This window comes from Streptomyces triticagri (assembly GCF_003429565.1).
GTDB classification, from domain to species: domain Bacteria; phylum Actinomycetota; class Actinomycetes; order Streptomycetales; family Streptomycetaceae; genus Streptomyces; species Streptomyces triticagri.
In genome coordinates, this window is the sequence record NZ_QUAK01000089.1 from 20,387 (window position 1) to 32,463 (window position 12,077).

The following is a 12,077-nucleotide window of genomic DNA, read 5'->3' on the forward strand; positions in this document are numbered from 1 at the left end:
GTGTAGAGCGCGCCACCGGTGACGTGCTGGTACGCGGCCTCGTGCGGCAGCGAGACACCGACGGCGGGCTTCTCGGGACGCTCGGACAGATGGCTCATGACGACACCGCCTCCTGGGTCTGTGCGTACACCTTCAGCAGACTCTGCCCGAGCATCGCGGCCCGGTACTCGGAGCTGGCACGGTGATCGTTCATCGGGGTGCCCTGGGCCTGCAGCACCTGCGCCGCGGCCTGCACGGTCTCCTCGTCCCAGGCCTTGCCCTCCAGGGCCGCCTCCGTGGCGAGTGCGCGGATCGGCGTCGCGGCCACGCCGCCGAGGCCGATGCGCGCCTTCTGGACGATGCCGCCCTCGATCTCGAGCGCCACGGCGACCGCGACGCTGGAGATGTCGTCGAAGCGCCGTTTGGCGATCTTGTGGAAGGCGGTGACGGGTGCGAGCGGCAGCGGGATCCGTACGGCGCGGATCAGCTCGCCCGGACGCCGGACGCTCTGCCGGTACCCGGTGAAGTAGTCGGCGAGCGGCACCACGCGCTCACCGTCCGCGTCCGCGAGTACCAGGGAGGCCTCGAGCGCGAGCAGGACCGGCGGGGAGTCGCCGATGGGGGAGCCGGTGCCGAGATTGCCGCCGAGCGTCGCGCTGTTGCGGATCAGGCGGGAGGCGAACTGCGGGAAGAGCTCGGCGAGCAGCGGGACGGTGCCGTCGAGGCGCCGCTCGATCTCGGTGAGCGTCACGGCCGCACCGATCTGGATGTGGTCGTCCTCGACGCGCAGCTCCCGCAGCTCGGGCAGCCGGTCGACGGCGACGACGCAATCCGCCCTGCGGGAGCGGATGTTGACCTCCACGCCCCAGTCGGTGGAGCCGGCCACCACCACGGCGTCGGGCCGCTCGCGCAGGATCCCCAGGGTGTCGGCGAGGGTGGCGGGGCGCAGGAACTCGCGGTCGTCCTGGCTGTACCGGGTGGCGACCGGCTCCGGCGGGGCCTGGTCGCGGCGCTGGGCGAGCGGGTCGCTCTCCTCGGGGGCGCCCACGGCGAAGGCGGCGTCGCGGATCGGGCGGTATCCCGTACATCGGCAGAGGTTGCCGCTCAGCGAGTGCAGGTCGAAGCCGTTCGGGCCGTGCTCGGCGTCGGGCTCGGAGCTGTGCGCGGCGCCGTTCGGGGAGGGGGTGGCGCCGTTCGCCGAGGAGCCGTTCACCGCGCCGTTGGGGGAGGCGCCGTTCGAGGACGGGGCCGCGGTCGCGTGTGCGCAGCGGTCCGGGCGGTAGTACTCGGCCGCCATGCTGCAGATGAAGCCCGGCGTGCAGTAGCCGCACTGGGAGCCGCCGCGGACCGCCATCTCCTCCTGTACCGGGTGCAGTGTGGCGGGCGTACCCGGCTCGTTCTCGGTGGCGAGCCCCTCGGAGGTGACGACCTCCTGGCCGTCGAGGGCCGCGACCGGCACCAGGCAGGCGTTGACCGGCACCCAGTCCGTCGGCTTGTTCACCCCGGGACGGGCGACCATGACCGAGCAGGCACCGCACTCGCCCTCGGCGCAGCCCTCCTTGGACCCGGTGAGACCGCGGTCACGCAGAAAATCCAGGACCGTCGTGTGGGGAGCGGCCGGGGAAATCTCAGTGACCTTCCCATTGACCGTGATCCGCGCCGCTACCATGGCAGATCCTCATTTCGGTGCGCGGTCGTACTGTTTATCGTAGTCGCCATTTCAAGGGCTTTCTCTATCGGTGACGCCGTCCGAGAGCCCGGGCGTGAAGGAGCACACAAGGCTGCGACGCAGGCGGTGACGGGGGAGCGCCGGGGCCGCGGATCGGGCACGCCGGGACAGGGCTGCTCAGCAGCCGTGGGCGACCCGGCCAGGGACCCAGGCGGCCTGCCGGGCAAGGCGATGCAGGTCGGAGATGGTCGACATCCGACTTCGCCTCCCTTCCAGCAGCAGCTCGCGAGTCGGTTCGCTCGAACCTAGATACCCCGGGTCCGACCGTCAAGAAGCCCTGCAGAGCCCGGCAATTCTCTATAGGAAGCTACGACGGGTACCTCCGGGATCGGCGCGAGTGTCAGGCATTCACACGAGTGACATCGGCCGGACAATTCCCGGAAATGCGCTGCCGCGGTACGAGGCACGGGGCTGGTTTATAGCACGGTGCTGCGGGCGCGATGCGAGGCGGCGGGCGAAGGGCCGCGCCACGGGGGAATGCACCGCCCTTCGCCCGCCGCCGACGGGACGCGCCGGGCCGTCGGCGCCCCCTGCTCCGCACCGTGCCACCGCGCACTCGAGAGACGCTTGCGGACTCCTCGAAGCCCGGGGGCCGCGGTCAGGCCGATGCGACGACCACCGCCGAGGCCAGGTCGGCGTCATGGGTGAGTGACAGATGCCAGGAGGTGATGCCGTGGCGGGCGGCGGTGGCGGCCACGGTGCCGCGGACCCGGAGGAACGGCCGGCCTCCGGTGTCCGTGCGGATCTCCGCGTCGCGCCAGCGCAGCCCGCCGGGCGCGCCGAGCGCCTTCGCCAGGGCCTCCTTGGCCGCGAACCGGGCGGCCAGGGACGCTGTACCGCGTGGCTCGCCGGACGGCAGGACCCGCTCCTCGGGGGTGAACAGCCGGTCGGCGAGCCCGGGATGGCGTTCCAGGGCGCGACCGAACCGGGTGATCGCCGCCACGTCGATGCCGACGCCCACGATCCTGGGCGCAGGCGCAGGCGCAGGCGCAGGCGCAGGCCCGGGCACGGAGTCGGGCACGGAATCGAGTGGCAAGGGCAGGATCCAGCCCAGCCACCTGCCGATCTGCGTCAGAAGTCCGTCGTGCCGGGCTGCCGGGTCCCCGCGGTCGCTCTGCATGCGGATGAGGCTGGCACCGCCGACTCGACGGCTACTCGAGGAGCGCACCAGGGGTGGGCCGGGGCCGCCCGGCGGTCAGGACGACCGCGGTGTCCCGCCGCCGTCCAGCGGCTCCGGGCCACCGCTGTCCACGGCCTTCCCGGCGGCGTCGGCCCCGGGACCGCCCGGCCCACGGGATCCACCGGGCCCGCCGCCCTCGAGCTTCACGTCCTTCAGCATCAGGGCGAGCACCAGGCCGACCAGCAGTACGGGCACCGCCGACGCGAACACGGTGGACAGTGCCCCGCTGTAGACATCGGCGACGGCCGATGCGGTCGCGGGGTCGAGGGCGTCGATCTGCCCGGACTCCAGGGAGCCGCCGACGACCCGGTCGGCGACGTCCGATGGCAGCAGCCGTGCGGACTCGGTGGCGAGCCGTGCGTTGAGCAGGGAGCCGAACACCGTGGCGCCGAAGGCGACTCCGAGGTTGCGGGCGAGTCCGACCGTCGAGGTGCTGACGCCGATGTGCCGGCGCGGTGCGGTGCTCTGCGCGACGAGCGTGGTCACCTGCGAGGAGAGTCCGACGCCGATGCCCATCAGGGCGAGCAGTGCGCTGACCGTCGCCGCGCCGGTGTCCGCCGAGGTCAGCGACATGACACCGGCGGCCACCGCCGCGAGGGCCGTGCTGGCCACCGGGAACCACTTGTAGCGCCCGGTCTTGGCGATCACTTGCCCCGCCACCACCGTCGCCACGGCCATGCCGATCATCGCGGGCAGGAACAGCAGCCCCGTACGCGTGGCACTGACGCCCTCGACCACCTGGAAGAGCAGCGGTACGAAATTGACGCACCCGAAGAAGGCGAAGCTGACGGCGAAGGCCACCACCACGCAGATGGTGAAGGTCCGGTCCTTGAACAGCCCGAGCGGGACGACCGGTTCGGCCGAACGCCGCTCCTGACGCACCCACACCGCCGCCAGCAGCAGGGCGCCCGCACCGAGGGCCGGTACGGAGACGTGGCCCCAGCCGTACCGCCCGGCCAGGTCGGTGACCAGGACCAGGCAGACGATGAGACCGGTGAGCAGCGCCGTGCCGACGGCGTCGATGTGCGGGCGGGTGGCGCCGCGCGAGGTGCGGGGCAGCAGGAACCAGATGCCCACCAGGGCGAGCAGGCCGATCGGCACATTGACGTAGAAGATCCAGCGCCATCCGAGCTGATCCGTCAGGAAGCCGCCGACCAGCGGGCCGGCCAGGTTCGCGATGACCATGACGCCCGCGAACCACCCCTGGTACTTGGCGCGTTGGCGCGGCGGCATCAGGTCCCCGAGCACGGAGAACGCACTGACCTGGAGTCCGCCGCCGCCCAGTCCCTGGAGCGCGCGGAAGGCGATGAGCGTCCCCATCGACTCGGCCGCCCCGCACGCGGCGGAGCCCGCCAGGAAGACGACGACGGCGGTGAGGTAGACGGCGCGACGGCCGAAGAGGTCACCGAGTTTGCCGTAGACCGGCATGGCCACGCTGAACGAGAGCATGTACGCCGTGAAGGTCCAGCTGTACAGATGCAGCGCCCCCAGATCCGCGGTCAGGCGAGGCCCCGCGGTGGCGACGATGGACTGGTCGAGCATGGACATCGCGCTGGTCAGGAGCAGCGCGGCGAGCAGCAGAGGGAAGCGCGGGGGGAGCGGAGCGGCCTCCTGCACCTGCGGACGTCCTGATCCGGCATCGGTCATCGGGTCCTCCTCTGGTCCGCACGTCTGAGCCTTCCGCAACTGTATGCTACTCGCATATAAATGCCTTGTGTATCGTGCGCCTGTCGGTGGGGAAGTGACGCGGGGGAACCGACACGGGGACTCTCGGACTGTCACTTGCTGTACGCCCGCCGTCGAGCACCGCTCGAGCGGAAGTCAAGGATTCGCCCGCACGCTCACGAAGGCATCAGGCCGTATCAACGATGCAAGCCAACGGGAGGGCCAGTGCTGCAGATCGGTTTACTCGGAACCCTGCAAGTCGTCCACGACGGCGTGCACGTCACGCCATCCGCCCCGAAGGTCCGACAAGTCCTCGCCCTGCTGGCTTTGAGGGCCAACACCACGGTCCCGCTGCACCAGCTCGTCGAAGAACTGTGGGAGGAGCACCCGCCGTCCAGCGCAGCCACTACCTTGCAGACGTACATCTACCAATTGCGCAAGCTCCCCGGGCTCTGCGATCCGCACCACCCCGGCGCCGTCGCGGGCGCCCGCGCGCTGCTCACCACACCAGGCGGGTACCGCCTGTCGATACCTCAGAACTCCCTGGACTCCCAGGAGTTCGCCGAACTCGCCGAACGCGGCCGGGCGTCCATGGAGGGCGGCTCGGTCGCCGAGGCGGCCGATCTGCTGCAGCGGGCTCTGACCGTCTGGCGCGGCCCCGCCCTCAGTGATCTCGTCCTCGGACCGATCGTCGGGATCGACACGTTACGGCTCGAGGAACAGCGCTACGAGGTCCTGGAGGAGCGGCTCGACGCCGATCTGCTCCTCGGCCGGCATCACCGCCTGATCAGCGAGTTGACGGCGCTCGCCGCCGACAACCCCACCCGCGAGGGGCTGCACGCCAAGCTGATGCTCTCGCTCTACCGTGCGGGCCGGCGGCCGGAGGCACTCGAGGTCTTCCAGCGCATGCGTCGGGTGTTGACCCGCGAGCTGGGTCTCGAACCGTGCTCCGAGCTCCAGCGCCTGCACCAGCAGGTCCTTGCCGGCGACCGGTGTCTCGACCTGCCCGGCGGGCGGACCGTGGTGCACGGCCCGCCCGCCACGGGGGCCCCGGTGGCGCTGCCCGCGGACGTACCGCTGGTGGGCCGGGAGGCCGAACTGCAGCACGTGGCACGGATGGTGTCGGAGCCGAGGACCGCGGACGGACCGCGGTGCGTCGCCGTGTCGGGGCCGCCCGGGGCCGGCACCACGGCCTTCGCCGTCCATCTCGCGCATCGTCTCGGCGAGGTGTTCCCCGACGGGCGGCTGTACACGTCGTTCGGCGCTGCGGCCGGCCAGCTGACCGTCGGTGACGCTCTCGCGAACCTCTTGGAGGCGGTGGGACACCGGCGCTCCGAGCTGCCGCCGCACGAGGTCGACCGCGCCCGCATGTTTCACGCCTGGACCGCGGGGCGACGCGTACTCCTGGTGATCGACGACGTGGCGAGCATCGACCAGGTTGCCCACCTGCTGCCCGCCGACTCCGGTTCGGCCGTACTGGTCGCGGGCTACCGCCGGCTGTACGGCGGCCGGTTCAAGTCGCGGATGGATCTGGCTCCGCTGGGGCCGGAGGGATCGCTGGACCTGTTCGTGAGCGCTCTCGGCCCGGGCCCGACCCTGGGCGACCCGCCCGGGCTCTACGCGATGCTCAATCTGTGCGGGAATCTGCCCGGACCGACACTCGAGGCCGTGGGACTGCTCACGCTGCGGCCGCACTGGTCGATCCATCAGCTCTTCGACTGGCTCAGCCGCAACCGACCCGCCTGCGCGGCGCACCAGCGGCCGCATCCGTTCCACCATGTGGTGCGGCGGTGCGGCAGGCTCGAACCCCGGCTCAGGGACGCCCTGGTGGCACTGGCCCGGGAGACCACAGGCGATGTGACGGTGGAGCAGGCGGCGGCGATTCTCGGTGTGGACGCGGACGACACCGAGGAACTCCTGGAAGAGCTGGTCGAGTTCTTCCTGCTCGGCGTCGACAGGGCCAGCGAACCGACCACGGAGCGGTTCTTCCAGTACCGCCTGGCTCCTCTGGTGCGCACCGCTCTGCGCGCCATGCCGCAGCCCGCACGCAGCCGGCACGCGATTCAGGGAGGTGCCCCGCAGAGCGCCGCCTGAATCGCGTGCTGTGGTGCCGTCCTCGGTTCAGAGCTCCAGACCGTCCCCGACGTCCATCAGCCAGGCGTTGATCTGCAGCAGCATTTCCACGTTCATCCGGTGCAGCCAGTCCTGGACCCCCGAGCCGTCGTCCTGCGAGACGACGGCTCGGGCCGCCTGCAGATCGATCAGGGGCCTTACCGGTGCGGAGGGATCGGCCAGTACGTCGGCGAACTCCTGGTGCAGTGCCTTGGTGTACGACGCGTCCTGGCTCACCGGGAACGGCGCCTTGGGCCGGTCGAGCACCATCTCGGGCAGCAGATCGCCGACGGCGGCACGCAGCAGACTCTTCTCACGACCGTCGTACGTCTTCAGGTCCCAGGGGATGTTGTACGCGTACTGCACGAGGCGGTGGTCGCAGAAGGGCACGCGCACCTCGAGGCCCGAGATCATGCTCAGCCGGTCGTTGCGTTCGAGCAGTCGCGGCAGCCAGTGCGTCAGATGGAGATGGCAGATCTCGCGGGCTCGGCGGTCCTCGTCGCTCTCGCCCGGTAGCCGCGGTATCCCGGCCATCGCCTCGGCATAGCGCTCCGCGTAGTACGCATCCATGTCGAGGCGTGCGGTGAAGTCCGGTGCGAGCAGCCCCTGCCCGAGACCTCGGCGGGTCCCGGGGTGCCACTGCTCGAAGGCGACCCAGGGGAACTGCTCCTCGTGGGCCAGGTCGGGGATGTGCACCCAGCTGTAACCGCCGAAGATCTCGTCGGCGCTCTCCCCGGTCAGCGCCACCTTGGAGTACCGGTGCGCGCCCGCGAACGCCTGGTAGGTCGAGGTGTCCATGTCCCCGAAGGGGGCGGGGACGTCCTGTGCGCGCAGGACGGTGCGGCGCGCCGCGGGGTCGGTCAGATCGGCGGTGGTCAGTTCGATCTCCCGGTGCTCGGCTCCGATGTGCTCGGCAACCGCTCGCGCGTACGGGGAGTCGGGGGCGCTGCGCACCAGATCGGCCTTGAAGTTGTCGCTGTAGCCGCTGTACGTGACGGTCGTCGTACTGACCGGGCCCGCGCCCTCGGCCGCGAGCGCACGGGCCGCGAGCGCGGCCACCGCGCTGGAGTCGAGGCCGCCGGAGAGCATCACGCTCAACGGGACGTCCGAGACCAGCTCGCGGGCGACGCTGCTCTCGAGGAGTTCGCGTACGGTCCCGATGGTGTGCTGGAGATCGTCTTCGTGCGGTCGAGCCTCCAACTGCCAGTACCGGCGCAGCAACACCTGGCCGTCCGGGCCGTAGCGCAGGGTGTGACCTGGCGGCAGGTCGTGGATGTCGCGGTAGACGCTCTCGCCCGGGGCGCGGGCCATCGAGAACAGCACCCGCAGACCGTCGAGGTCGACGGCCGGGCGGACGTCGGGGTGGGCGAGCAGGGCCTTGGGCTCGGAGCCGAAGACCAGTCCGTCGGGCGTCCGCGCGTACTGGAGCGGTTTGATCCCGAAGCGGTCGCGGGCCAGGAACAGGGTGCGTGCCCGGGCGTCCCAGACGGCGAAGGCGAACATGCCCTCGAGGCGCTCGACGCAGCGCTCGCCCCACTCCAGGTAGGCCCGCAGCACCACTTCGGTATCGCTGCGGGTACGGAACCGGTGACCACGACCGGTCAACTCCGTACGCAAAGCACGGAAGTTGTAGATCTCGCCGCAGTAGGTGAGGGTCGCGGCCGGATCCTCGCTCTCGTCCGCGGTCATGGGCTGGCGGCCACCGGCCAGGTCGATGACCGCCATTCTCGTGTGGACGAGGGTCGCGTGCCGGCCGCTGTGGATGCCCTGATCGTCGGGCCCCCGGCAGGCCATCGTGCGTGCCATGGCCTCGGCGACTGCGTGCTCCCTGCGGGGCCGGGCGTCCTGGCGGACGGCCCAGCCTGCGATGCCGCACATACGGGATCTCCTTCCGTGGCGTTTCGGTCGGCCTCGCCCAAGATCTCCCGTGCCGCTCGAAGCGCCTTGGAGCGACGCTGAACCGGACAGGTCCACGTCAGTCCTGACGCGCGTCCTTGCGGTACGCCGGGATCAGGACCGCGCCGACCGCCAGGTGGAGGCAGACCAGGGTGAGGCGGTTGCCCGCCGTGAGCCCCTCGGCGAACAGAGGTGCGAAGAGGGAGAGCACGACCACCGCCGAGGCGATGGCGGTCCACACAGTGCGGGCGCGACCGGTGAACCGCTCGAGGGCGGCGAGCAGGCCCCACCCCGCCAGGGAGAGCACGGCCACCGCGATGATCACCGCAGGCAGGAGCAGCTCGCTGGTCTCGCTTGAGCCGGGGCCGTCCGGGATCCTCAGGTCGATCCCGAAGGCCCGGTCGGCGAGGAGCCAGATCAGCGCGTCGAGCACCACGGCTGCCACGAGCGCGAGCACGCGGATGCGCACCGGGCCAACGGTGCGTGGGGCGGCGGGAGATGCGGACATGTTCGGCCTCCTTCGGTCGCGGGCGCTCGGGGCGAGCGCCGGGTGGTAAGTATTGTGCGTATAGCACATGCATGAAGTTCGCACATAATGTTCTCACACCCAGGAATGCCTGGTCCAGTCGTATGCAAGTAGCCTCGAAGCGTGAACGCTGCAGAACGAGTCGCCGCACAAGCCGCACAAGCCGCACAAGCCGCACAAGCCGACGAGGCCTGGGACGACGAGGCCGTCCTGGCCGCCGTCGAGGCGGCGATGATCCGGATCCGCCGCCGGCAGTCCCGGCGCAGCCTCGCGCGCCCTGTGGTGGAGGGGCTCACGGAACCGGTGGACCTCAATACGCTGGCCGTCGTCGACGTCGTCGACGAAGGTGCGGGGGAGGGCGGCCGCGACGTGACGGTCGGCTTCGTCGCCGACCGGCTCGCCATCGACCCCTCGCGGGCCAGTCGTATCGTCGCCGACGCCGTCAAGTCCGGTTTCGTGCGCCGGGTGGCGTCGCAGGAGGACGGCCGGCGGAGCTGCCTGGAGCTGACCGCGACGGGCGAGCGGGCGGTCGCCGCCGCACACCGCACCCGCCAGGAGTTCTACGCCACCGTGATCGAGGACTGGGACACGCAGGAGCAGCGGGAGTTCGCCCGCCTGCTCACCAAGTTCGTACGGTCCCTGGACGGCGCCGAAGAGGGCTGACGCGCCCGCGAGCGTCTCCCCGAGGGGCAGCGCACCTCTCCCGCCCGCGTCCACCGGCCTTCGAGCGGCCTTCGAGCTCTCCCCGCGAGGCTGATCGCGCTCGGGGTGTCTCCCTGGCACCCCACAAGCCGACGGCGCGTCAGATCCCCGCTGCCGCGGGAGGCCCGCGCCTTGTCCCGAAGGAGGCGCGACGGTGAGTACGACAGACCAGACGGAGAGGGCGCCCGTACCGGAGGCCGGGCACGGGCCCGCCGAACCTGCCCGGCGGGAGGCGTCGGTGCCGCCCACCGCCATCCGCTGGGCCTATGCCGCGGTGATCGTGGCGACGCTCGCCGCGATCGCCAGCAATGTCTTCGAGATCGCCCATCAGGTCGAGACCGGCATTGCCGGCTCCGCCACCACCGGCGACCTCGTCCTGACCATCGCTTTCTGCGCTCTGTTCGGCTTCTTCGCCGAGATGCTCAGGGCGGGGCGGCAGTGGGGCAGGGTGCTGCTGACGATCTTCACCTCCCTGGGCATCCTGTTCACCGGTCTCGGACTGGCCCGGATCGGCGGACGCCCGCTCGTCGGTCCCCTGCAGGGCACCCTGGCCGTCATCAGCCTCGTGACCTCGGTGGTCGGCCTGGTCCTGCTGTTCCTGCCGTCCGTCAACCGGTGGATGGCGGAGGTCCGCGGACGCGGCCGTACCATCCCTCAGCGGCTTCGCAAGGCCGTGCTCACCGCCCATGTGGCCATCTCGGTGGGCTGGTTGGGCCTGGTGACCGGGATGTTCGCCATGTCGGTCGCCGGCGCCACCACCGGCAACGCCGAGCAGCAGGCGGCGATGTACCGCACCATGTCGATGCTGGACGAGATCTTCCTCGGCATGACCAGCATGTTCGCCCTCATCACCGGCATCGTGGTCGGGGCCGGCACCAAGTGGGGGCTGCTGCAGCGGCGATGGGTGGCCACGAAGTTCTTCCTGACCATGGGTGTGATGCTGCTCGGCTTCGGCGTCATCCACCAGTTGATCCTCGAGGCCAATGAGCTCGTCGACGCCGGGGCCGCGGTACGTGGCGGTGAACTGGACGCGGTGGGCTGGTCGATGGCGGGCGCGGCGCTCCTGGCGCTGCTGTCCCTGGTGTTCATGACGGCGGTGTCCACGTACAAGCCATGGGGCCCGACCCGCTGGGGCAAGAAGGGCACCGCCCGCGCGGCGGCGTCCCGCAGCACCCGCTGACCCGCCCGCCCTCCCATGCTTCCTGAGATCGATCCTCCCTGCGTCAGGAAAGGACCAGCATGACCGCCATCCGGGACACCGAAGTCCTGCGCCACAGCCGCCTGTTGGGGGTCGGCACCTACCGGCCCGAGCGATCCGTACCCAATGTCGAGATCGCCGAGCGGACGGGACTCGACCCCGACTGGATCGAGCGCCGCTCGGGCATCCGCTCGCGCCGCTACGCCTCCCCGGCCGAAACCCTCCCCGCCATGGCGACGACCGCGGCCGAGAAAGCACTCGCCGCGGCCGGCATCTCCGCCGACCGGATCGACACGGTCATCGTCGCCACCATCACGTCCATGGAGCAGATGCCCGCCGTCGCCGTCGAGGTTGCGCACCGGCTCGACGCGCCGCAGGCCGCCGCCTTCGACGTGTCGGCCGCCTGCGCGGGCTTCTGCCACGCGGTGGCGCTGGCGAGCGACCAGGTGCGGATGGGCCGCGCCGACCACGTCCTGGTCATCGGTGCGGAGCGGATGACCGACATCCTCGACCACCTGGACCGCGACACCGCGTTCCTCTTCGCCGACGGTGCCGGCGCCGTCGTCGTCGGCCCGTCCGACGAACCCGGCATCGGCCCGGTCGTCTGGCGCGCGGACGGCTCGCGCAACGCCGCCCTGAAGATGACCGCCCCCTGGCACGACGGCACCGGCACCCGGCCCGACGCACGGCCGGCCATCACCATGTCCGGCTGGAGGGTCTACCGCTGGGCGACCAATGAACTGGTCCCCGCCGCCCGGCGGATGCTCGATCTGGCCGGTGTGACGGTCGACGACCTCGACGCCTTCATCCCCCACCAGGCGAACATGCTCATCACCGACTTCGTCGCCGAGCAGCTCGGCCTGCCCGAACGCACCGCCGTCGCCCGCGACATCATCACCAGCGGCAACAGCTCGGCCGCCTCGATCCCGCTGGCCATGGAGGAGCTCCTCGCGGGCGGCAAGGCCCCGAGCGGTGGGCTCGCGCTCCTGGCCGGCTTCGGGGCCGGCCTGGTCTACGCGGGCCAGGTCGTGCGACTTCCCTGATCGCACACGAGGCGGCGGCCGTGCCGCGGAGCGCTGATGCTCTCCGC

9 protein-coding genes are annotated in these 12,077 nt (G+C 71.1%); 4 read left to right on the forward strand and 5 right to left on the reverse strand.

The annotated features are described in order from the left end of the window. Window positions 1-94 precede the first annotated feature (94 nt). The 3 genes from DY218_RS16800 to DY218_RS16810 all read right to left on the reverse strand — a co-directional run bounded on the left by DY218_RS16800 (window position 95) and on the right by DY218_RS16810 (window position 4,535). Entirely contained in the window at window positions 95-1,648 is a 1,554-nt protein-coding gene (locus DY218_RS16800; RefSeq protein WP_128556863.1) for a xanthine dehydrogenase small subunit, read from the reverse strand. Window positions 1,649-2,306: 658 nt separating this feature from the next. After that, entirely contained in the window at window positions 2,307-2,672 is a 366-nt protein-coding gene (locus tag DY218_RS16805) for a holo-ACP synthase (RefSeq protein WP_233521651.1), read from the reverse strand. A 231-nt stretch (window positions 2,673-2,903) separates the two neighbouring features. Next, window positions 2,904-4,535 (reverse strand): MDR family MFS transporter, encoded by a 1,632-nt coding sequence (locus DY218_RS16810; protein ID WP_128556865.1) that lies wholly within the window; start codon window positions 4,533-4,535, stop codon window positions 2,904-2,906. Window positions 4,536-4,778: 243 nt separating this feature from the next. On the opposite strand from DY218_RS16810, the gene DY218_RS16815 reads away from it, so the two are divergent. Then, window positions 4,779-6,647 (forward strand): AfsR/SARP family transcriptional regulator, encoded by a 1,869-nt coding sequence (locus DY218_RS16815; protein WP_233521649.1) that lies wholly within the window; start codon window positions 4,779-4,781, stop codon window positions 6,645-6,647. A gap of 27 nt (window positions 6,648-6,674) precedes the next feature. Here the strand turns inward: DY218_RS16815 and asnB are convergent, their stop codons facing one another. Next, entirely contained in the window at window positions 6,675-8,543 is a 1,869-nt protein-coding gene (asnB, locus tag DY218_RS16820) for an asparagine synthase (glutamine-hydrolyzing) (protein WP_128556867.1), read from the reverse strand. 97 nt (window positions 8,544-8,640) lie between these two features. Then, on the reverse strand, window positions 8,641-9,069 hold the full coding sequence (locus DY218_RS16825; protein ID WP_128556868.1) for a DUF6069 family protein: 429 nt from the start codon (window positions 9,067-9,069) through the stop codon (window positions 8,641-8,643). A 228-nt stretch (window positions 9,070-9,297) separates the two neighbouring features. Here DY218_RS16825 and DY218_RS16830 point away from each other — a divergent pair, with 228 nt between their 5' ends. The 3 genes from DY218_RS16830 (at window position 9,298) to DY218_RS16840 (ending at window position 12,030) form a co-directional block, all read left to right on the forward strand. Continuing rightward, window positions 9,298-9,750 (forward strand): MarR family winged helix-turn-helix transcriptional regulator, encoded by a 453-nt coding sequence (locus DY218_RS16830; RefSeq protein WP_233521652.1) that lies wholly within the window; start codon window positions 9,298-9,300, stop codon window positions 9,748-9,750. A gap of 193 nt (window positions 9,751-9,943) precedes the next feature. Beyond that, on the forward strand, window positions 9,944-10,969 hold the full coding sequence (locus DY218_RS16835) for a hypothetical protein (protein WP_233521650.1): 1,026 nt from the start codon (window positions 9,944-9,946) through the stop codon (window positions 10,967-10,969). A gap of 59 nt (window positions 10,970-11,028) precedes the next feature. Further along, window positions 11,029-12,030: a beta-ketoacyl-ACP synthase 3 gene (locus DY218_RS16840; RefSeq protein WP_128556869.1), complete on the forward strand. Its 1,002-nt coding sequence runs from the start codon at window positions 11,029-11,031 to the stop codon at window positions 12,028-12,030. Window positions 12,031-12,077: the final 47 nt, after the last annotated feature.

Excerpts from the sequence above, each read along its gene's own strand:
- DY218_RS16800 (WP_128556863.1), bottom strand. The coding sequence starts at position 1,648 with ATGGTAGCGGCGCGGATCACGGTCAATGGGAAGGTCACTGAGATTTCC.
- DY218_RS16810 (WP_128556865.1), bottom strand. The coding sequence starts at position 4,535 with ATGACCGATGCCGGATCAGGACGTCCGCAGGTGCAGGAGGCCGCTCCG.
- asnB (WP_128556867.1), bottom strand. The coding sequence starts at position 8,543 with ATGTGCGGCATCGCAGGCTGGGCCGTCCGCCAGGACGCCCGGCCCCGC.
- DY218_RS16825 (WP_128556868.1), bottom strand. The coding sequence starts at position 9,069 with ATGTCCGCATCTCCCGCCGCCCCACGCACCGTTGGCCCGGTGCGCATC.
- DY218_RS16840 (WP_128556869.1), top strand. The coding sequence starts at position 11,029 with ATGACCGCCATCCGGGACACCGAAGTCCTGCGCCACAGCCGCCTGTTG.